Raw genomic sequence first — 20,241 nt, forward strand, 5'->3', positions numbered from 1 at the left:
CTCGGCCTTAGGCTGGAAAAGCCCCGTCGCTTTCGAAAGGAAAGTGGCTTAAACGAGCACTTGGAGCGGCACGAATACGTGACAGGTCCAGTCCGATGATCTTACGCCTGTCAGTAACTTGAATGTCCAACCGGTTGGAGCCGCAGAGTATTTTCTGGAATTGAACAGATCAAACATGACGGACGAAGAGGTCATGGCAGCGAAACGCAATTTCTTAGACGATTTGAAGATGCGCAAAAAGTAAGAAAGAAGGCCACGCGCTCGCTGCAGCCACGGTCCTTATTGGCGCGCCTCAGGATAGCCGACCAGTCTGACCTGAGATTTCAGAATAACACACGTGACCAGCCCCAAGCGTGTTTTCCCCAAGGGGGCACGCCTATAGCTTTTGCACACCATGCATGGTCAGGGTGCTCACCAGATCGGCATAATCCTCGCGGGCTTTGGGGCCTGCGCCGGTGTTCCACATGTAATACCAGTTTAACATGCCAAAGACTGACATCGTCGCTCCCCGAAGCTTGTCCTTGGCTCCGTCAAAAGAACCGGGGGACAACTCCAGAAGTATGTCGCGTACAAAGTTCACCAGATCAAGCTGATAGCCCCGTAGCCTTTTTTGCTGTTGCTCGGTCAGTGCGCTCATGCCACTGATCTGAACCCGGTGCTCGTCATCTGCACCCTGATAGGCAAAAAGGATCTCGCGCACTGCTTTGCGCAGTTTCTGTTCGGGGTTAAGGCCGTCCAGATCAACACTGCAAATCCGGTCCCGCAACTCACGCAGGTACGTTTCAAGGATGTCATACAGGATGGCATCCTTGCTGTCATAGTAGTGGTATATGTTTGCTTTCGAGATGCCGCATTCTTTGGCCAAAAGGGTCATCGAAGCACGGTCAAACCCCTGGTCGGCAAACACTTTTGCCGCCATCTTCAGGATCTGTTCCCGCTTTTGGTCGTGGTCTTTGGCAATTGTCCGGGCCACGGCTCAGTCCTTATCGCGATTGTCTACAACGCGCTTCGCCTTGCCCTGAGAGCGTTCGACGTCGCCGGGGTCACCTACTACAATTTCGGTTGAAACGCCAACGACGTCCTTGATGCGTTTGGTCAGCATCCGTGCAGCGGCCGTTTTTGACAGCTCGTCGGTGGAATCGGGGGAGGATTCAACAAAGACCCGCATGGCATCCATGCGACCGGATTTGTAGAGCTCGATCTGGTAATAGGGGGCAAGACCGCCCGTTGCCATGACCTGTTCCTCGATCTGGCTGGGGAAAACGTTGACGCCGCGCAGGATCATCATGTCGTCACTGCGACCTGTAATTTTTGCCATCCGGCGCATGGACCGCGCCGTCCCTGGCAGCAGGCATGTCAGATCGCGTGTGCGATAGCGGATCATCGGCAGCCCTTCTTTGGTCAGTGTCGTGAACACCAATTCACCGGTTTCGCCATCGGGCAGGACTTCCCCGGTTGCCGGGTCGATGATTTCCGGCAGGAAGTGATCCTCCCAGATCACAGGCCCGTCTTTGGTTTCAACGCATTCATTGGCGACTCCGGGGCCCATGATCTCGGACAGGCCATAGATATCGACGGCGTGCATGTCGAAGGCCGCCTCGACCTCGGCCCGCATCGCGTCAGTCCAGGGTTCGGCACCAAAAACGCCAACCTTCAGCGAGCTCTCACGTGGGTCGAGACCCGCCTTGTGGAACTGTTCAAGGATATTGAGCATGTAGGAGGGTGTAACCATGATACCGTCAGGACGGAAATCGTTGATCAGGTTGACCTGCTTTTCGGTCTGTCCGCCCGACATCGGGACGACAGTCGCGCCAAGGCGTTCGATCCCGTAATGGGCACCTAGCCCACCGGTGAAAAGCCCATAGCCGTAGGCATTGTGCACCATGTCGCCCTTGCGCAGCCCAGACGCCCGAAGAGACCGCGCGCCAAGGTCAGCCCAGTTGTCGATGTCATTCTTTGTGTAGCCGACCACTGTCGGTTTGCCTGTTGTGCCGGAGGACGCGTGCAGGCGAATTATCTCGCTGCGCGGAACCGCAAAAAGACCAAACGGATAGTTGTCGCGCAGGTCGTTTTTATACGTGAACGGAAACTTTGACAGATCCGAAAGCTGTTGAAGATCGTCAGGATGCACGCCAGCCTCGTCAAAGCGCTGTTTGTACATCGGAACGTTTTCATATGCGTGGCGCACGGACCACTTCAGCCGCTCAAGCTGTGTGGCGCGAATTTCGTCGATCGAGGCGATTTCGATCGGGTCCAGGTCCGCTTTGTTGGGGGAAAGGTCTTTCATCGCGTAACTCCTCCAGTCACGAAACTATTCTTGAAAATTCTGGCCGCCAATAGCGCGGGACATGCCGCGAAACTCAGCGATCAGAGTGTTGTCTTGATTGATGACGCGGACGTCGTAGATGCCGCTGCGACCGGACAGGTTCACTTCTGTCGCGGTGGCAGTCAGGCGGTCACCTTTCCGTCCCGGTGCAAGATAGCTGACCATTGTATGCTGCCCTACAGTTGCAACATTCCGGCTGTTGCAGGCAAAGGCAAAAGCACTGTCAGCAAGAGCGTGCGTGACGCCGCCATGGCAAATACCGTGTCCGTTACAGTGATGCGGCGCAACAGTCAGCGACAGGACAGCGCGCCCTTCATCGACCTCGACAAGCTCCATCCCGAACCATTTACTGGCTTCGTCATTGGCCCACATCGCTGCCGCGGATTTTTGGGCGCGTTCTTTTGGGGTCATCATTATCTTCCCTGAAAATGCGGTGCGCGTTTTTCGAGGAAACTGGACACGCCTTCGGCGTAATCAGCACTTTCCCCGCAGGTTTTCATTGCGTCCGCTTCAATTTCAAGCTGATCGGACAAGGATGTGGTGGCTGCTGTTTGAATGCACTGCTTGGTCAGACCCAAGCCAAGGGTGGGGCCGTTGGCGAGTCGCGTGGCAAGAGCGCGTGCTTCGGTCATCAGCTGATCATCGGGAAACGCCTTCCAGATCAACCCCCAGTCTTCGGCCTGTTTGGCGGTTAGGGGCATTGCTGTCAGGGCCAGCCCCTTAGCGCGCGCCTCGCCCAACAATCGGGGCAAGTGCCAGCTGCCGCCTGTGTCCGGGATCAACCCGACCTTGGAAAAACTTTGGATGAACTTCGCGCTTTCCCCGGCCAGAACCATGTCGCAGGCCAGTGCAAGGTTCGCGCCCGCGCCCGCGGCCACGCCGTTGACGGCACAAACGACCGGGAAATTCAAAGACCGGATCAGTCGAACCAAAGGGGCATAGAAAGTGCGTACAGTTTTGCCCAGGTCGGGCGGGCCATCCATTTTCGAGGGATCGCGGTCTCCAAGGTCCTGACCCGCACAAAAACCGCGCCCTGCGCCGGTCAGCAAAATCGCGCGGGCACCATTTTCGCGCGCGCTCTTCAGCGCGTCGTGAAGGGCAAGATGCATCTCCTCATTGAACGAGTTCAGCTTGTCGGGGCGGTTCAGGGTTATTTCAACCCAGTTTCCGTGATCATGTACAAGGATCGTATCGCTCATGGCAGTCTCATCTGTTCCCGTGACAACTTAATCATTGCATTAACCGAACGGTTGGTCAATATATAAACCCGAACCGAATCTGGACTGATCAAAGGGATTGCAAATGCCGCAACCGTCGCTGGTGAGTGTTGACTTTAAGGGCGACGTGGCCTGGGTCACGGTCGACAACCCGCCGGTGAACGCAACCTCGACGGGGGTTCGGCAGGGTCTGGCCGACGCGGTCGATGCAGTTCAGAAAGCTCGGGTTGCCGTCCTGTGCTGCGCCGGTCGGACATTCATCGCAGGCGGTGATATGTCCGAGTTTGACGCGGCTCCGGCTGAGCCGCATTTGCCTGATGTTGTTCAGAAGATCGAAGACAGCAATGTGCCGTTTATCGCCTGTATGCACGGCAATGTGTTGGGTGGCGGGTTTGAAATTGCCATGGCCTGCGCGTGGCGGATCGCAGCGCCGGGCACCAGCTTTGGGCTGCCGGAAGTCAATGTGGGCCTGATCCCGGGGGCGGGGGGCACGCAACGATTGCCGCGCCTAGTTGGAATGGAAGCGGCGATCGACATCGCCTGTTCGGGAAAAATCCTGAAAGCCGAGGAAATGGCCAATCTCGGGGGAATTGACCTGATTGCCGATAACCCAACGGCGGCTGCTCTGGACTTTGTCGCCAACCTGCCAAAGCGCCCGGCACCTGTCAGTCAACGGCCCGTCGGTGAATTCGCGTCTGACCTTCTGGAGACGAGCCGTCAGGCTTTGAAAAGAACCGCCAGGGGTCAGCAATCACCGCTGGAAAACCTGACCGCGCTCAGCTGGTCGTCAGAACCCTTTGCTTTCGCACAGCCGAAAGAGCGTGCGCGCCATCTGGCGCTGCGTCAAAGCCCTGAAAGCCGCGCCCTGCGATACGCCTTTTTTGCCGAGCGCAAGGTGGCCAGACCTTCGATGATCGCAGGTGTTGCCCCGCGCGATATCAGCCGGATCGCAGTTGTCGGTGGCGGGTTGATGGGGGCAGGGATCGCAACCGCTGCCCTGAATGGCGGTCTTTCGGTCACTCTGATCGAGAGGGATATGGAAGCAGCGGCCGCAGCCCATGATCGGGTTGAGGGGCTGTTAAAGGGGGCAGTCAAGCGGGGCAAGATGTCCGAAGCGCAGCTACAGGAACGCCTTTCTGCATTTCGCGCCGTTGACAGCTACTCCGAAGCTGCCGACATTCAGTTGGCTATCGAGGCTGTGTTTGAAGACTTGTCAGTCAAGCAACAGGTTTTTGCAGAATTGGCGCGCCATATGCAGCGTGACGCGATTCTGGCCACGAACACGTCTTACCTGAGCCCGGTCGAGATTTTCGCGGGTATCGAAAATCAATCCCGGTGCATTGGCCTGCACTTCTTCAGCCCTGCCCATGTCATGAAGCTGTTGGAAGTCGTGCATACGCCGCAAACTTCGCCCGAAGTTGTCGCCACAGGGTTTGCGCTCGGAAAAAGGCTTCGCAAGGTTTCTGTCCTGTCGGGCATCTGCGATGGATTTATCGGCAACCGGATGTTGGCTGCGTATCGGCGCGAGGCCGATTATTTGCTGGCAGATGGGGCGTTGCCTTATCAGGTGGATCAGGCAATGCGAGCTTTCGGGATGCCCATGGGGCCTTACGAGCTGCAGGATCTGACCGGCCTCCAAATCGCCTGGGCCAATCGGAAACGCAATGCCGCAACCCGCGATCCGAACGAACGTTATGTGACGATCGCTGACCAGCTGTGCGAGATGAGTCGTCTTGGCCAACGCACGGGCAAAGGATGGTATCGCTATGAAGAGGGTCATCGCGAACCGATCCGCGATCCCGAAGTGGAGGCGTTGATCGAGTCCCACTCGGCGGATCAGGGCATAACGCGGCGGGCATACGCGCAAGACGAAATCGTGTCGCGCATCTTGGCGGTGCTGGCCAACGAGGGCGCGTTGATCATTCAGCAGGGGATCGCCGAGTCCGCGGAAGCCGTCGATATGGTTCAAATTCACGGCTACGGCTTTCCGCGCTGGCGCGGCGGGCCGATGAACTATTGCAAGGAAATCGGAGCCAACACGTCGCACGCAATGATGGAAACCGTAGCCAAGGAAAGCCCCGGTTCCTGGCGCGTCGCGGGCTGTCTTGGAGGCAATTAACAAGTTGATGGTTACAAAAGTGACCATTAACGCATTCTTGACTCATGTTTCACAGGGAGGAGACAGAACTATGAAATTCACAAGGTTGAGCACACTTCTTGCCTCAGCTGCACTGGCCGTTTCAGGTACAGTGGCGCTTGCGGCAGACTATACGCTGACCATTTCCAGCTGGGCCCCGCCGACCCATGGCATCAATGCCAAGATGTGGCCGAAATTCGTCGAGATGATCGAAGAGGCCACCGATGGTCAGGTCACCGCTGAGCTGAAGCTGGGCCTTGCCCCGCCCCCTGCGCAGATGGACCTGATCATGGATGGCGCCGCTGATGCCTCGATCATTTTCCACGGCTATCAGCCGGGCCGGTTTGTCACCACCAAGATGATCGAACTGCCCGGATATGAAGGCTCGGCCGAGGCTGCGTCGGTCGCATATTGGCGCGCATATGACACACATTTGAAGGCGGCGGATGAACACCGTGGTGTGAAAGTGATCGCTTTGCACACACATGGTCCGGCTCAGCTGCATTCCAGCAGCCCGGTGACGTCGCTGGACGAAGTCTCGGGCCTCAAGGTTCGCATCCCCGGCGGTGTTGGCGGTGACGTGGGCACGGCGTTGGGTGCAACCGGTATCCAGGTTCCTGCACCGAAAGTGTATGAAACCCTGGCCTCCAAGGCCGCAGACGGCGTCGTCATGCCCTTTGAATCCCGCAAAGGTTTCAAGCTGACGGAAGTGGCCCAGAACGTTTATGAGGTCCCTGGCGGCCTGTATCGCGGTTCGTTTGCCTTTATCATGAACGAGGACACCTTTGCTGACCTGCCCGCCGATCTGCAGGCAGCGCTGGAAGAAAACGTTTTCGGTGAACCACTGAGCCGTGAAATTGGCAAAATCTGGGATGAGATCGATGCGGTCGGCCGGGAAGAAACCGAAGGCACCGAAGGCAACGCGATCCATGCCGCATCCGCTGAAGATCTGGAAAAGTTCAATGCGATTGCTGCGGATGTACGCGCCAAGGTTATCGACGAAGTCAATGGCACAGGCATCGACGCCCAGGCAGCCTATGACATGATCGTAAATGAAATGGCTGCGCAATAACGCAGTCGAGCTGGCGGACGCGATCCGCCAGCCGATTTCACCCGCTGGGGACCCGTTATGCAATCTCTCGTGACCTTTGCGCGTCGCGTCAGTATCGTGCCTACGCTGCTGGCCTGTGCCGCGCTGTTCATCCTGATGGTGATGACCTTCTTTGACGTCATCCTACGTTCTGTTTTCAATGCCCCGATTGAGGCGGCCACGGAACTGACCCGGATCCTGATGGCCGTCCTCGTGTTCTCGGTCTTGCCGATGATCTCGGCAGGGAAGGGTCAAATCGCTGTGGATTTGACGGATGGGCTGTTTTCACGCCTGCGGTTAAGTCGGGTACGTGACGCGATTGTGTATCTGTTTTCTGGCATAATGCTTTTTTGGCCGATTCAGCGTGTTTGGGTATTGGCTGAACGTGCGCGGGATTACGGGGACGTCACGGAATATCTTTCGATCCCAGTCTTCTATGTTGGTTGGTTCATCTCGGGGTTCATAGCGATCACCGCTGTTGCAATGATCATCACCGGCTTCTTGCACTTCTTTGCCCCCCATACCTTGTCGGAGCACCCCCAATGACCGCTGCACTGATCGGTTTTGTTCTTGTTCTTGTTCTTGTGCTGGTGCGCTTGCCTATCGTGTTTGCAATGGGATTGGTCGGAACGCTTGGCTTTGCCTATGAACGCGGCGGAAGCATTCTGTCCGAGCGCGGGTTAAAGGCCGCGATGTCGATGGTGGGTCGTCAGATCACCGACACGGCGCAGGATTACGGCCTGTCGGTCGTCCCGCTGTTTATCCTTATGGGCTTGTTCGTGAATAAAGGTGGTCTTGCGCGCGAGCTTTACGCAGTTTCAAATGCTTTTCTGGGTCATTTCCGGGGCGGTATCGCCATGGCGACAGTTGCGGCATGCGGAGGTTTTTCGGCCATTTGCGGCTCGTCTCTGGCAACGGCGGCCACCATGTCCAAGGTCGCAATGCCGGAAATGCGCCGCTATGGCTATTCCGACGAGCTGTCGACGGCATCGATTGCAGCGGGCGGTACGCTTGGTATCCTTATTCCGCCTTCGGTGATCCTGGTCATCTACGGGCTGCTGACCGAAACCTCGATTGGAAAACTTTTCGTTGCGGGTATCATTCCCGGTCTGCTTGGCATCCTGTTCTACCTGCTCGCCGTCCGCTGGACCGTCGCACGCAAGCCCGAGTCGGGACCGGCGGGTGAACGTCACGGCTGGGCCGAGCGTCTGTCGGCGGTGCGCTCAGTCTGGGCCGTATTGCTGCTGTTCTTTCTGGTGATTGGCGGATTGTACGGTGCATTCGATTTTCATCCACTGAACCTGACCTTCAGCCCGACCGAGGCGGCAGGCATGGGCGCAATGGGCGCTTTCCTGATCGCGCTGTCACGAGGCGGGCTTACTTTGGGGTCGACTTTTGAGGTGCTGAAGGAAACCACCTATACCGCCGCGGCATTGTTTTCCGTTCTGATCGGGGCACAGATCTTTTCGAATTTCATCAACCTTGCCGGTCTGCCTGAAGCGCTCATCGCGTTGGTTACGGCCTATGACGTTGAACCTTTTGTGGTGATCCTGATGATCCTTGGAATCTACATCATTTTGGGTTGCGTCTTTGAATCCCTGTCGATGCTGCTGCTGACGGTGCCGATCTTCTTCCCGTTGGTCACATCGTTGGGGTATGACCCGATCTGGTTTGGTATTGTTGTGGTTGTGGTGACTGAAATCAGCCTGATCACTCCTCCCGTCGGCTTGAATGTCTTTATTCTGAAAGGTGTGGTCGGGGATGTATCAACCGGAACAATCTTCAAGGGTGTCACTCCGTTCTGGGTGGCGGATATCTTCCGGCTGGCCCTGATCGTTCTGGTGCCGTGGTTGGTGTTGGTTCTGCCTGAACAAATGGGGGCGATGGGGCACTGATGTTCTCTCTGACCGCGCTTCCTGACGGGTATCACACAGATCCCTATCCTGCCTACGCCGCGCTGCGCGAGGATACGCCCGTCTGCTGGCAGCCTGACGGATCGGTTATTCTGTCTCGGTACGAGGATCTGGACCTTATTTACCGGGACATCACGCGGTTCATATCGGACAAGAAAGCGGTATTTGGTCCAAAATACGGGGTCGACAGCCCCTTGTATGAACACCACACCACCAGTCTGGTGTTTAATGACCCGCCGCTGCATACCCGTGTTCGCAAGGTAATGGTCGGCGCGATGAACCCGCGCGCGTTGGCGCAAATGGAACCGGGTCTGATCCAGCTTGTCGATGGGCTGCTGGACGAGATGCAGGTCAAAGGCAATGTCGAACTGATCGAGGATTTTGCCGGAGCAATCCCGATTGAGATCATCGGCAATCTGCTGGGTATACCACGATCCGAACGCGGGCCATTGCGCGATTGGTCTCTCGCCATTCTTGGTGCTTTGGAGCCGCAATTGACGCCAGAGCAGGAAGAGTGGGGTAACCGCTCGGTCTCGGACTTCAAGGGCTTCCTGCGGCATATCATCGAGGATCGCCGCGCCAACCCCGGAGATCCGGCAACGGATGTCCTCACCCGGCTGATCCAGGACGACACGGATGGTGGCCTGACCGAGGTAGAGCTGTATCAGAACTGCATATTCATCCTGAATGCGGGGCATGAGACCACAACGAACCTGATCGGCAACGCATTGGAGTTGTTGGACCGGCACCGCGACAAGCGGGCGGAGTTGCTGGCCGACCCGGATCTGATCGGTTCGGCGGTGGACGAGTTTCTGCGGCTGGAAAGCCCGAACCAGTTCGGTAATCGTCTGACCACCGTTGATGTTGTGTTCCACGGTCAGTCCATTCCGGCTGGTACTGATGTTCATCTGTGTATCGGTGCGGCCAACCGTGATCCACGGCAGTTTGACCAGCCCGACGAGATGATCTTGGACAGACGCCCCAACAAGCATCACGCCTTTGCCGGAGGGCCTCATACCTGCGTTGGTCTGACCCTCGCGCGTCTGGAGGGCCGGGTGGCCGTGGGCCGGTTCTTGGCCCGTTTTCCAGACTATCGCATCACCGACGGCGCCGAACGGGGCGGGCGTATCCGGTTTCGGGGGTTTGCACGTTTACTCGCGCGGGTGTGAATAACCCGGCTTAGGAAAAATGCTTGGTAATTTATTGACCGACCGTACGGTTTAAAATATGATTTCACGAGACCGGCTTGTGGCAGGGCGGGGATCGCGACAAAGATGAGGAGACGCTCATGACTATCCAACAGATTTCCAGCTTTGCAGCCGGTGAGTGGGTTTTGCCCGGCGAGGGTGCCCGCGCGATAGCTAGCGCTGTGACCGGCGAGGTTATCGCCACAGCGGGTAACAATGCTTTGGATGTACAGGGGATGTTGGACTATGCGCGCAATGTCGGGGGGCCGGCACTGCGCAATATGACGTTCCATGAACGGGCCAAAATGCTCAAGGCGCTGTCCGTCCATTTGGGTCAGCACAAGCAGGCGATGTATGACTTGTCTTTCAACACCGGTGCCACGCAATCGGATCATATGATTGATATCGACGGCGGCATCGGAACGATGTTTGTCTTTGCCGCAAAAGGCCGTCGTGAAATGCCGGACGGTCATGTCTATCTGGATGGCGATGTCGAGCAGCTTTCGCGCAACGGCACTTTCCTGGGGCAGCACATCTGCACCCCGCTGCAAGGTGTGGCAATTCACATCAACGCGTTCAATTTTCCGGTTTGGGGGATGCTGGAAAAGCTTGCCCCAACCCTTCTGGCGGGCGTTCCGGCGATTGTAAAACCCGCCACGAGCTCGTGTTATGTGACCGAGCTATGTGTTCGGTTGATGCTTGAGTCCGGCATCTTGCCAGCGGGTGCATTGCAGTTGGTCTCGGGTGGTTTGGGTGACATGCTGGACCGTCTGACCATGCAGGACGTGGTCAGCTTTACCGGATCCGCCGATACAGCCCTGAAACTGCGCTCCAACCCGGTGATCCTTGAGAACTCGGTACGGTTTGTCGCGGAACAGGACAGCCTAAACTGTTCGATCCTTGGCCCCGATGCCGCGCCGGGCACGCCGGAATTTGACCTCTTCGTGAAGGAAGTCCAGCGCGAGATGACCACGAAGGCAGGGCAGAAATGCACCGCAATCCGTCGGATCATCGCGCCCGAACCGCAGGTACAGGCGGTAATCGAAGCGTTGTCGGCGCGACTGGCGAAAACGGTCATCGGTGACCCAAAGCTGGAAACCACCCGCATGGGTGCGTTGGTTTCGAACGGTCAGAAGCGTGATGTTCTGGAAAAGGCTGCTATCCTTGGGCAAGAGGCCGAGCGTGTCTTCGGCAACCCCGATGATTTCGCGGTTGAGGGCGCTGATGCCGAAAAGGGTGCGTTCCTGCCGCCCATTCTCTTCCATTGCGCCAATCCTGACGCGGCGCAGCGCGTGCACGACACCGAAGCCTTTGGTCCGGTCAGCACAGTGATGGGGTATCGCGATCTTGACCATGCCATCGAGCTGGCGAACCGTGGGCAGGGCTCTTTGGTGGCGTCGGTGATCACCCATGATCCCGAGGTTGCGCGACAGGTTGCCATGGGATCAGGGGCGTATCACGGGCGTCTGTATTTCAACAACCGTGACTCGATGAAGGAATCCACCGGTCATGGTTCTCCTCTGCCGCACATGGTTCATGGCGGTCCGGGACGCGCTGGTGGCGGCGAAGAAATGGGCGGGGTACGGGGTGTGAAACACTATATGCAGCGCACCGCCATTCAGGGTTCGCCCGATCTGCTGACAGCGATTGGCCGGAAATGGGTGCCTGGCGCGACCGAAATCGAAGGTCCTGCTCATCCCTTTACCCGCCGGTTTCACGATCTGTCGATTGGTGAGACCCTTTACACGGCGCCAAGAACCATCACCATGGAGGACATTGAACACTTCGCCAACTTCACCGGTGATACCTTCTATGCGCATATGGATCAGGCGGCGGCGGAACGTAACCCGTTCTTCCCGGGTCGCGTTGCACATGGATACTTGCTGTTGTCTTTCGCAGCCGGATTGTTCGTCGAACCGAACGAGGGGCCGGTTTTGGCAAATACCGGTCTTGACGGGCTGCGTTTCATGAAACCGGTCGAGGCAGGTGACACCATCAAGGTGCGTTTGACGGTCAAGCACAAGACCAAGCGCAATGATGACTACGGCGAGGTTCGCTGGCACGTTACCCTGACACAGCAGGATGATGAGCTGGTCGCAGAATACGAGTTGCTGACCATGGTTGCCTACTAGGCACAAGTGCAGGTGCGCAGGGGCTGGATGGCATTTCCCTCCGGCCCGATTATACTGTGCTTATGAAAGATACGGCTCCAGAATGGTTCGAAACCTGCGTCAGCCAGTTGACCACAACTGGCACGCAACGTGTGTGGTCAGTTCTGGTCACGATATTCGGTGATCTGGCCCAGAGCGGGTCTGACCAGGTTAGCGGCGCGTTGATCACAGCACTGACCAACCTTGCGGGGATCAAGGCCGAAGCCACGCGTGTTGCGCTGCACAGGCTGCGCAAGGAAGGCTGGATCGAAAGCACGCGGGTCGGGCGAAACAGCGTGCACAGACTGACCGAATATGGCCGCAGTCAAAGCGCCGCCGCTGCCCCGCGCATCTATTCCAGCGAGACGAATACGCCAGAAACCTGGCATGTGCTTGTTGCCAGCAGTTCAGAAAGTTCGCGAAAAGAGCTGGCAGATCTGATGCTTACTGGAGACTATATTTCAGTTAACCACACAACAGCCATGTCGGCAGGACCCGTCCCGGAGAACCTTGAAGAACTGCTGGGTGTTGAAAGCAGCGCTACTTCGATCCCCGGCTGGCTGCGCGACCTTTGTGGCCCTGAAGTGCTGAAGTCTGCCTATGATCAGTTTTTGCATTCCATTCAAATCACCGAGCAAATGCTGCCTGTCGATGGCGTCGGCGATCCGCTTAAAATAGCGGTGCTGCGCGTATTGATTGTGCATGGGTGGCGTCGTTTGGTCCTGCGCCATCCGTCCCTGCCTCCGGCCTTTTTGCCCGCCGATTGGAAGGGCGCGGAGTGTCGCGCGGCGGTGTCCCGACTGCTGGGACAATTGTCCAAACCGGATCTTGCAACGCTGGAATCTGCGGCGGGTGGTTGACTCGTTTTTTGCCGAGCTCGGGATGGCGCTCTTGGGGGTTGGAAGACGGATGTGAAAGAAGTGCCATTTAATGTTACAGAAAGCTGACAGAAGCGATTACGTGGTAACATAATGCTTGCGCCGAATCGATTGAGCATTTATTAACCGACCAGACGGTTAATGACTTGTGTTCCAACAGGAGACCCAATTGATGGACGCCTTCATCTGCGACGCAACCCGCACCCCGATTGGGCGGTATGGTGGAGCGCTTTCATCGGTTCGCACAGATGATCTGGCGGCTATCCCGCTGGCGGCCCTGATGGCGCGCAACCCGCAAGTCGACTGGACCAGTGTGGATGACGTCATTTATGGCGATGCCAACCAGGCAGGAGAGAGCAATCGCAACGTTGCCCGGATGGCGGCTCTGCTTGCCGGATTGCCGACGGACGTGCCGGGAACAACGATAAACCGCTTGTGCGCCAGTGGTATGGATGCCGTCGGAATGGCGGCGCGTGGTATCAAGGCAGGCGATTATGATCTTGCTGTTGCGGGTGGCGTGGAAAGCATGTCGCGCGCACCGTTTGTAATGCCCAAAGCGACGTCGGCGTTTACGCGCAGCAATGCGGTTTACGACACCACGATTGGCTGGCGCTTTGTGAACCCAAGGCTAAAGCAGCAGTATGGCGTCGATTCCATGCCGCAAACGGCTGACAATGTCGCTGAAGATTATGGGATCAGCCGTGAAGACCAGGACGCCTTTGCCGCGCGCAGTCAGGCACGATGGGCTGCGGCGCACGCGGCAGGCGTGTTCCAAGAGGAAATCACACCGGTTTCAATTCCGCAGCGCAAGGGCGATCCGATTGTTGTCGATACGGATGAACATCCTCGCCCGGGAACCACCGCGGAAAAACTCTCGGGCCTCAAGGGTGTAAACGGGCCGGACAAAACTGTGACCGCTGGGAATGCCTCGGGCGTGAATGACGGTGCCGCCGCGATCCTGATGGCGAATGAAGTGGCAGTGGCAAAGAATGGTTTGACCCCGATTGCCCGTGTGGTTGGTATGTCTGTCGCGGGCGTCGAGCCTCGGGTCATGGGTATTGGTCCGGTTCCTGCCAGCCGAAAGGTTTTGGCGCGCGCGGGGCTGAGCATCGACCAGATGGATGTGATCGAATTGAACGAGGCGTTTGCGTCGCAAGGTCTGGCAACGCTGCGAGAGCTTGGCCTGCCCGATGACGCAGCTCATGTGAACCCGAATGGCGGTGCAATCGCCCTTGGTCATCCATTGGGGATGAGCGGCGCCCGACTTGTGTTGACCGCAGCGTACCAACTGAAACGCACCAAAGGGCGCTATGCGCTTTGCACAATGTGCGTCGGCGTCGGGCAAGGCGCTGCACTTATTCTTGAACGCGTGTAACGGAGGAGACGGGACATGTATGCCCAGATGGTGGAATCCGAGGCGTCAAACGATGATCCTGAAAAGCTTGCTGAATTTCAGGCGCGGATCGACGCGGATATCAAGATCGAACCCAAGGACTGGATGCCTCAGGGGTATCGCAAGACGCTGATCCGCCAGATCGGACAGCACGCGCATTCCGAGATCGTCGGGCAATTGCCCGAAGGGAACTGGATCACACGTGCGCCGACGCTGCAACGCAAGGCGATCCTTCTGGCCAAGGTGCAGGATGAAGCCGGCCATGGGCTCTACCTGTATTGTGCGGCCGAAACACTGGGTGTCAGCCGCGATGAGATCACCGAGATGCTGCTGGATGGTCGCATGAAATACTCGTCGATCTTCAACTATCCGACCCTGAACTGGGCCGATATCGGCGCGGTTGGTTGGCTGGTTGACGGGGCGGCGATCATGAATCAGGTTCCGCTGCAGCGGACATCCTACGGGCCGTACTCACGCGCCATGATCCGCATCTGCAAGGAAGAGAGTTTTCACCAACGTCAGGGCTACGATGCGATCCGCAAGATGGCCGAAGGCACGCCCGAGCAGCGCAAGATGGCGCAGGACGCGATGAACCGCTTCTGGTACCCGTCGCTGATGATGTTTGGACCGTCCGACAAGGATTCCGTCCACTCAGCGCAGTCGATGGCCTGGAAGATCAAGATCAACACCAATGATGAGCTGCGCCAGAAATTCGTCGACCAGACCGTCCCACAGGCCGAATATCTGGGTCTGACAATCCCCGACCCGAACCTGAAGTGGAACGAGGAGCGCGGGCATTACGATTTCTCAGAGCCGGATTGGTCGGAATTCTTCGATGTGATCAAGGGCAACGGCCCCTGCAACGTCGACCGTCTGGCGGCGCGCAACAAGGCCTGGGATGACGGCAAATGGGTGCGTGACGGGCTGTTGGCCCACGCGCGCAAGAAACAGGCTGGCAATCTGGCCGCCGAATAAGCTTACCCTGAGGAGGAAACCCGATGAATACCGAATGGCCCCTGTGGGAAATCTTCATCCGCGGTCAACATGGCATGAGCCACCGACATGTCGGCTCGCTGCATGCCCCGGACGCGGAAATGGCGATCAAGAATGCACGCGATGTTTACACCCGCCGCAACGAAGGCGTGTCGATTTGGGTGGTAGAAGCCAACAACATCTCGGCCTCGTCGCCCAGCGACAAAGGCCCGTTGTATGAGCCCAGCGAAAGCAAAGTGTACCGCCACCCGACCTTTTTCGACATCCCCGAAGAAGTGGGGGCGATGTGATGACCCGCGACGAAGCGTTTCAGCAGTTCCTGCTGCGGATGGGGGACAATACCCTGATCCTGGGCCATCGCGTCAGTGAATGGTGCGGCCATGCGCCAGTGTTGGAGGAGGATATTGCATTGGCCAACACGGCGCTGGACCTGATTGGGCAGACCCAGATGTGGCTTGGCCTTGCCGGCGAGATAGGGGGCGGCAAAACCGCCGATGATCTGGCATTTCTGCGCGACGCGTGGGATTTCCGCAATGTGTTGCTGGTCGAGGTTCCGAACGGTGATTTCGGCCGCACCCTGATGCGCCAGTTCCTGTTCGATGCCTGGCATTCGGTCATGCTCGGCCGTCTTCTGACATCCTCTGACGATCGTGTCGCCGCGATTGCTGCCAAAGCCAGCAAGGAAGTCGCCTATCATCTGGAGCGTTCGGCAGAAACGGTTGTAGGTCTGGGTGATGGAACCGAAGAAAGCCACACCCGGATGCAGGCAGCGCTGGATTACCTCTGGCCCTATGTGGGCGAGATGTTTGTCAGCGATGACATCGACGCTCAGATGGCTGCGGCCGGGATTGCGCCAAACCCGGCCGATCTGCGCGAAGAATATGATGCGCTGGTCAAACGGGTTCTGGCCAAGGCGACATTGACCCTTCCGGAAAGCCGATTTGCCCACAAAGGCGGGCGGGACGGGCGCATGCATACAGAACACCTGGGGCACCTTTTGACCCAGATGCAGTGGTTGCAGCGCGCATACCCCGGTGCAAGCTGGTAACATGTGATGCAACGCCACTCGACCGACCAGATCTGGGATTGGCTGGATGCCGTACCGGATCCCGAGATTCCGGTAATCTCGGTTGTCGATCTCGGGATCGTGCGCGATGTGCGTTGGGATGCCGAAACGCTGCTCGTGACGGTCACACCAACCTATTCGGGCTGTCCGGCAACATCCGTCATCAGCATGGATATCGAAACCGCTTTGCACGATCACGGCGTCAAAGACGTGCGGATCGAAACCTGCATCTCTCCAGCCTGGACAACCGATTGGCTGAGCGAAAAAGGCCGCGCCAAGCTGGAAGAGTTTGGCATCGCCCCGCCACAACCGGCGGGCGGGCCAGAGCGCTGCCCGCATTGCGGCAGTAAAGCAGTTGAAAAGGTCAGCCAGTTCGGTTCGACCCCGTGCAAGGCCCATTGGCGCTGCACCGACTGTCTGGAACCCTTTGACTATTTCAAGTGCATCTGAGGAGGAGCACCGGATGGCACGTTTTCATGACCTGAAAGTCACCGACATCCACAAAACCATCCGCGATGCGGTTGTCGTGACGCTTGAGCCTGTCAACGGCGCGGCGGATCAGTTCGATTTCACCGCAGGCCAATACCTGACGTTTCGCCGCGACTTTGACGGAGAAGAGCTGCGCCGGTCCTACTCCATTTGTGCGGGCAAGGATGACGGGGTACTGCAAGTCGGGATCAAACGTGTCGAGGGCGGTGCATTCTCCAGTTGGGCCAATTCCGAGCTTAACGTCGGGGACGTAGTGCAGGCGATGCCACCGATGGGCAGCTTTCACACTCCGATCGATGCGAATGCAGATAAACAATACCTTGGCTTCGCTGGCGGCTCTGGCATCACGCCGGTTCTGTCGATCCTGAAGACAACACTGACCCGCGAACCCAAATCCCGCTTTACGCTGATCTACGCCAACAAGGGCATCAACACGATCATGTTCCGCGAGGAGCTGGAAGACCTGAAAAACCTCTATATGGGCCGCCTGAACGTTATCCATATTCTTGAGGCGGATGCACAGGAGATCGACCTGTTCACCGGTCTGGTGACGCAGGAAAAATGCGCTGACTTGTTCGAACATTGGGTCGATATTCAGAACGTGGACACAGCTTTTATCTGCGGTCCCGAGCCGATGATGCTGGGGATCGCTGCCGCGCTGCGCGCGCATGGTCTTGACGACAGGCAGATCAAGTTTGAACTCTTTGCCAGCGCTCAGCCGGGCCGGGCCAAACGCAAGGAAGGTGCGGCAGATTCGGGCACGCAGGCGAACCAAACCAGTGCATCAATTACTCTTGATGGGTCCACTCAGACGATAACTCTGCCCAAGGACCAATCCATTCTGGACGCAGCCTTGGAAAATGCCATGGACGCCCCATACGCCTGTAAGGCCGGTGTCTGTTCAACCTGCCGCTGCCGCGTTCTGGAAGGCGAGGTCGAGATGCTCGCCAATCACGCGCTAGAGGATTACGAGGTTGAAAAAGGCTATGTGCTGAGCTGTCAGGCCTATCCGGTCACCGACCGCGTGGTCGTGGACTACGACCAGTAAAGGGAGAAGACCGATGACTGACACCATGACACTCGACAGCTATCTGGCCGCAGGCGGTGTGCTGACCAACCCAACCAATGTTCCGCCACGCTACCGCGCCGAACTCATGAAGCTGATGGCCACGTTCGTGGACAGCGAACTTGCCGGTGCTGCCGGATTCGCCGACATCATCAATCAGGGTCCGGGCATCAAGGAACGGATCGCAGCCGCCAGGATTGTTCTTGAGAAAACGGATCACGCCGATCAGGTTCTCAGGATAATGGGTGAGTTTGGGGCCGATACCGAGAGATATGCCACACATCATCCGTGGACGGCTCGCCTGAATCGTGACGCAGATATCGGCGCGACCCGCAGCGCACATGACATGCGTCTTGCCGTATTCAATTATCCGATCTCGGGCTGGACCGACGCGGTCATCATGAACCTGCTGATGAGCCGTGCGGTCATGGAACAACTGGCCGAGTTTTCAATGGTTTCCTATCAACCGTTGGCTGAAGCTTTCCGCAGCATCGCCCCGGTCGAAGCCCATCATGGCGCGTTGGCATTGGAAGGTGCTGTAAAGCTTTCCATGAACGGAGAGACAGAGCAGATGCAGGGCGCGGTTAACTATTGGTGGCCCCGTGTCGCTGTGTCCTTTGGTGGCGATGATCTGAAACGGTTTGAGCTTCTGAAATCGCTGGGCTTGCGCCACAATGGCAACAACGCACTGAAAGAGCGTTGGGTTCAGACAGCAGGTGCCGCCGTGAAACAGCTGGGCCTGAAACCACCGGTCTAGTTCAGTGTGAACGCCAAAGGCGGGTTGAGAGGCAATTCCGGGCGCGGGCGATGTGAAACTCGCCCGGCGGTGCAAATCTCCGAATGCGGCCCGTTCATCCCCTTAGGTATTGTTGGTCCACCAGGTTCTGAGAGCAATGACCTGACGTTTCACGCCGGCAGGTTGCGGTATTGGTATTTTCCTCTTTTCATATCCGAGTGATTGCGCAAACTGAGCGTAATCAAGCGCCAGATAAAACTCACCAGAAGATAGTGCCTTGGCGGCCGTTCTGGCGCGAGCAGAGTTTGAGGACATCACCGCCACAACGCACCGGAAGGAACCGCCATGGATTTTGCCCCATCGCCGCGCGCCACGGAAATGTATGACCACCTGAAAGCGTTTATGGAGGCGCATATCTACCCGCGCATACGCGATCACAAAGAAGAAATGGCGGCAGGCGGTTTCCCGGTTTCGTTTATGGAAGATCTCAAGGCGTTGGCCCGGGCCGAAGGGTTGTGGAACTTGTTCCTGCCCAGCCTGCGCGACGATGAACCCGGCACCCGGCTGAGCAATCTGGAATACGCGCCGCTGGCCGAACTTATGGGGCAGGTGGCCTGGTCTTCGGAAGTGTTCAATTGCAGTGCGCCGGATACCGGCAATATGGAACTGTTGCACATGTTCGCCACCCCGGAACAGCGCGAGACATGGCTGGTGCCGCTGTTGAACGGTGAAATCCGATCCTCTTTTGCGATGACTGAACCGGATGTGGCCAGTTCGGACGCGACCAATATTACCACTTCGATACGGCGTGAGGGGGACGAATACGTCATCAATGGCCGCAAGTGGTTCATCACGAACGCCTGTCACCCGAACACCAGATTGTTTATCGTCATGGGTAAAACGGATCCCAATGCGGATCGGCACAAACAACAAAGCATGGTCATTGTCCCGAAGGACACGCCCGGTTTTGAGATTGTTCGCAACCCCACCATTCTGAACATGCACGACCCCGAAGGCCATGCCGAGCTGGTCTTCAAGGATGTGCGCGTTCCGGTCAGCAATCTTTTGGGCGAGGAAGGCAGCGGGTTCGCTCTGGCGCAGGCCCGGCTTGGTCCCGGTCGCATCCACCATTGCATGCGTTCGATCGGTGCGGCGGAAATGGCGCTTAACCTGATGGTCGAACGCGCGCAGGAACGGAAAGCGTTTGGCAAGCAGCTTGCAGAACAGGGCGTGATCCGCGAGTGGATCGCCAAATCCCGGTTAGAGATCGAACAGGCGCGGTTGCTGACCCTGAAAGCAGCCTGGAAGATTGATCAGGTGGGCGCCAAAGAAGCGTTCCGTGAAATTTCATTGATCAAGGTGGTGGCACCCAATGTGCATGCTGCTGTCACGGATCGCGCGATGCAGGTCTTTGGGGCGATGGGCATGACCCCGGATACACCGCTGGCCGACAGCTATACCTGGGCACGCGCGTTGCGATACGCGGATGGGCCGGACGAGGTGCATTTGCAGGCGATTGCCAAGCAAGAGTTGAAGAACTCGAATTTTGGCATGTCGGCCCAATGGTTGACCCCGCCATCGCGCTAGGCCGGGGGCGGCA

General features: G+C 57.6%; 19 protein-coding genes. 15 read left to right on the forward strand and 4 right to left on the reverse strand.

From position 1 onward, the window contains the following. Nucleotides 1-376: 376 nt before the first annotated feature. From ACR0BZ_RS18235 to paaG, 4 genes are read right to left on the reverse strand one after another with little or no spacing between them, the layout of a single operon-like run. Complete coding sequence (locus ACR0BZ_RS18235; protein WP_480920943.1) at nucleotides 377-973, reverse strand: TetR/AcrR family transcriptional regulator; 597 nt, start codon at nucleotides 971-973, stop codon at nucleotides 377-379. A gap of 3 nt (nucleotides 974-976) precedes the next feature. Next, nucleotides 977-2,287: a phenylacetate--CoA ligase PaaK gene (gene paaK, locus ACR0BZ_RS18240; protein ID WP_267365260.1), complete on the reverse strand. Its 1,311-nt coding sequence runs from the start codon at nucleotides 2,285-2,287 to the stop codon at nucleotides 977-979. A 24-nt stretch (nucleotides 2,288-2,311) separates the two neighbouring features. Then, nucleotides 2,312-2,737, reverse strand: a complete 426-nt coding sequence (paaI, locus tag ACR0BZ_RS18245; protein WP_480484868.1) for a hydroxyphenylacetyl-CoA thioesterase PaaI — start codon at nucleotides 2,735-2,737, stop codon at nucleotides 2,312-2,314. A gap of 2 nt (nucleotides 2,738-2,739) precedes the next feature. Beyond that, complete coding sequence (paaG, locus tag ACR0BZ_RS18250; protein ID WP_480920944.1) at nucleotides 2,740-3,525, reverse strand: 2-(1,2-epoxy-1,2-dihydrophenyl)acetyl-CoA isomerase PaaG; 786 nt, start codon at nucleotides 3,523-3,525, stop codon at nucleotides 2,740-2,742. A gap of 103 nt (nucleotides 3,526-3,628) precedes the next feature. Here paaG and ACR0BZ_RS18255 point away from each other — a divergent pair, with 103 nt between their 5' ends. The 15 genes from ACR0BZ_RS18255 (at nucleotide 3,629) to ACR0BZ_RS18325 (ending at nucleotide 20,228) form a co-directional block, all read left to right on the forward strand. Further along, nucleotides 3,629-5,662, forward strand: a complete 2,034-nt coding sequence (locus ACR0BZ_RS18255) for an FAD-dependent oxidoreductase (RefSeq protein ID WP_480920945.1) — start codon at nucleotides 3,629-3,631, stop codon at nucleotides 5,660-5,662. 70 nt (nucleotides 5,663-5,732) lie between these two features. Continuing rightward, a complete protein-coding gene (locus ACR0BZ_RS18260) occupies nucleotides 5,733-6,752 on the forward strand; it encodes a TRAP transporter substrate-binding protein (RefSeq protein WP_480901048.1) in 1,020 nt (339 codons plus the stop codon). A gap of 57 nt (nucleotides 6,753-6,809) precedes the next feature. Next, nucleotides 6,810-7,316, forward strand: a complete 507-nt coding sequence (locus ACR0BZ_RS18265; protein ID WP_209507551.1) for a TRAP transporter small permease — start codon at nucleotides 6,810-6,812, stop codon at nucleotides 7,314-7,316. Continuing rightward, a complete protein-coding gene (locus ACR0BZ_RS18270; protein WP_480478172.1) occupies nucleotides 7,313-8,665 on the forward strand; it encodes a TRAP transporter large permease in 1,353 nt (450 codons plus the stop codon). The genes ACR0BZ_RS18265 and ACR0BZ_RS18270 overlap by 4 nt, the downstream gene beginning before the upstream one ends. Further along, a complete protein-coding gene (locus ACR0BZ_RS18275) occupies nucleotides 8,665-9,852 on the forward strand; it encodes a cytochrome P450 (RefSeq protein ID WP_480920946.1) in 1,188 nt (395 codons plus the stop codon). Before ACR0BZ_RS18270 ends, ACR0BZ_RS18275 begins: the two co-directional genes overlap by 1 nt. Before the next feature lie 119 nt (nucleotides 9,853-9,971). After that, the gene (paaZ, locus tag ACR0BZ_RS18280; RefSeq protein WP_480920947.1) at nucleotides 9,972-12,002 is read left to right on the forward strand and encodes a phenylacetic acid degradation bifunctional protein PaaZ; all 2,031 of its coding nucleotides are present in this window, start codon (nucleotides 9,972-9,974) and stop codon (nucleotides 12,000-12,002) included. A 62-nt stretch (nucleotides 12,003-12,064) separates the two neighbouring features. Continuing rightward, the gene (locus ACR0BZ_RS18285) at nucleotides 12,065-12,880 is read left to right on the forward strand and encodes a PaaX family transcriptional regulator C-terminal domain-containing protein (RefSeq protein WP_480484856.1); all 816 of its coding nucleotides are present in this window, start codon (nucleotides 12,065-12,067) and stop codon (nucleotides 12,878-12,880) included. Nucleotides 12,881-13,070: 190 nt separating this feature from the next. Then, nucleotides 13,071-14,273: a 3-oxoadipyl-CoA thiolase gene (gene pcaF, locus ACR0BZ_RS18290; protein ID WP_480920948.1), complete on the forward strand. Its 1,203-nt coding sequence runs from the start codon at nucleotides 13,071-13,073 to the stop codon at nucleotides 14,271-14,273. A 15-nt stretch (nucleotides 14,274-14,288) separates the two neighbouring features. Then, nucleotides 14,289-15,266, forward strand: coding sequence for a 1,2-phenylacetyl-CoA epoxidase subunit PaaA (paaA, locus tag ACR0BZ_RS18295; RefSeq protein WP_480476985.1), 978 nt, complete (start codon nucleotides 14,289-14,291; stop codon nucleotides 15,264-15,266). Between the two features lie 23 nt (nucleotides 15,267-15,289). Further along, nucleotides 15,290-15,574: a 1,2-phenylacetyl-CoA epoxidase subunit PaaB gene (gene paaB / locus ACR0BZ_RS18300; protein ID WP_209507558.1), complete on the forward strand. Its 285-nt coding sequence runs from the start codon at nucleotides 15,290-15,292 to the stop codon at nucleotides 15,572-15,574. Next, nucleotides 15,574-16,332 (forward strand): 1,2-phenylacetyl-CoA epoxidase subunit PaaC, encoded by a 759-nt coding sequence (gene paaC / locus ACR0BZ_RS18305; RefSeq protein ID WP_480920949.1) that lies wholly within the window; start codon nucleotides 15,574-15,576, stop codon nucleotides 16,330-16,332. The genes paaB and paaC overlap by 1 nt, the downstream gene beginning before the upstream one ends. A gap of 6 nt (nucleotides 16,333-16,338) precedes the next feature. Then, nucleotides 16,339-16,800, forward strand: coding sequence for a 1,2-phenylacetyl-CoA epoxidase subunit PaaD (gene paaD / locus ACR0BZ_RS18310; RefSeq protein ID WP_480559101.1), 462 nt, complete (start codon nucleotides 16,339-16,341; stop codon nucleotides 16,798-16,800). 13 nt (nucleotides 16,801-16,813) lie between these two features. Then, nucleotides 16,814-17,887: a 2Fe-2S iron-sulfur cluster-binding protein gene (locus ACR0BZ_RS18315; RefSeq protein ID WP_480559103.1), complete on the forward strand. Its 1,074-nt coding sequence runs from the start codon at nucleotides 16,814-16,816 to the stop codon at nucleotides 17,885-17,887. A gap of 13 nt (nucleotides 17,888-17,900) precedes the next feature. Then, nucleotides 17,901-18,662, forward strand: a complete 762-nt coding sequence (locus tag ACR0BZ_RS18320) for a Phenylacetic acid catabolic protein (protein WP_480920950.1) — start codon at nucleotides 17,901-17,903, stop codon at nucleotides 18,660-18,662. 324 nt (nucleotides 18,663-18,986) lie between these two features. Further along, nucleotides 18,987-20,228 carry an acyl-CoA dehydrogenase family protein gene (locus ACR0BZ_RS18325; RefSeq protein WP_480507706.1) on the forward strand — a complete coding sequence of 414 codons (1,242 nt, stop codon included), beginning with the start codon at nucleotides 18,987-18,989 and terminating at the stop codon, nucleotides 20,226-20,228. Nucleotides 20,229-20,241: the final 13 nt, after the last annotated feature.

Source organism: Ruegeria sp. P8 (assembly GCF_056534665.1).

Bases quoted from the DNA above. Each gene is read 5' to 3' on its own strand.
- paaI (WP_480484868.1), bottom strand. From the start codon at position 2,737: ATGACCCCAAAAGAACGCGCCCAAAAATCCGCGGCAGCGATGTGGGCC.
- ACR0BZ_RS18260 (WP_480901048.1), top strand. From the start codon at position 5,733: ATGAAATTCACAAGGTTGAGCACACTTCTTGCCTCAGCTGCACTGGCC.
- paaB (WP_209507558.1), top strand. From the start codon at position 15,290: ATGAATACCGAATGGCCCCTGTGGGAAATCTTCATCCGCGGTCAACAT.
- paaA (WP_480476985.1), top strand. From the start codon at position 14,289: ATGTATGCCCAGATGGTGGAATCCGAGGCGTCAAACGATGATCCTGAA.
- paaD (WP_480559101.1), top strand. From the start codon at position 16,339: ATGCAACGCCACTCGACCGACCAGATCTGGGATTGGCTGGATGCCGTA.
- ACR0BZ_RS18285 (WP_480484856.1), top strand. From the start codon at position 12,065: ATGAAAGATACGGCTCCAGAATGGTTCGAAACCTGCGTCAGCCAGTTG.
- pcaF (WP_480920948.1), top strand. From the start codon at position 13,071: ATGGACGCCTTCATCTGCGACGCAACCCGCACCCCGATTGGGCGGTAT.
- paaC (WP_480920949.1), top strand. From the start codon at position 15,574: ATGACCCGCGACGAAGCGTTTCAGCAGTTCCTGCTGCGGATGGGGGAC.
- ACR0BZ_RS18320 (WP_480920950.1), top strand. From the start codon at position 17,901: ATGACTGACACCATGACACTCGACAGCTATCTGGCCGCAGGCGGTGTG.
- ACR0BZ_RS18275 (WP_480920946.1), top strand. From the start codon at position 8,665: ATGTTCTCTCTGACCGCGCTTCCTGACGGGTATCACACAGATCCCTAT.
- ACR0BZ_RS18255 (WP_480920945.1), top strand. From the start codon at position 3,629: ATGCCGCAACCGTCGCTGGTGAGTGTTGACTTTAAGGGCGACGTGGCC.
- paaK (WP_267365260.1), bottom strand. From the start codon at position 2,287: ATGAAAGACCTTTCCCCCAACAAAGCGGACCTGGACCCGATCGAAATC.
- ACR0BZ_RS18325 (WP_480507706.1), top strand. From the start codon at position 18,987: ATGGATTTTGCCCCATCGCCGCGCGCCACGGAAATGTATGACCACCTG.
- paaZ (WP_480920947.1), top strand. From the start codon at position 9,972: ATGACTATCCAACAGATTTCCAGCTTTGCAGCCGGTGAGTGGGTTTTG.
- ACR0BZ_RS18265 (WP_209507551.1), top strand. From the start codon at position 6,810: ATGCAATCTCTCGTGACCTTTGCGCGTCGCGTCAGTATCGTGCCTACG.
- ACR0BZ_RS18315 (WP_480559103.1), top strand. From the start codon at position 16,814: ATGGCACGTTTTCATGACCTGAAAGTCACCGACATCCACAAAACCATC.
- ACR0BZ_RS18270 (WP_480478172.1), top strand. From the start codon at position 7,313: ATGACCGCTGCACTGATCGGTTTTGTTCTTGTTCTTGTTCTTGTGCTG.
- paaG (WP_480920944.1), bottom strand. From the start codon at position 3,525: ATGAGCGATACGATCCTTGTACATGATCACGGAAACTGGGTTGAAATA.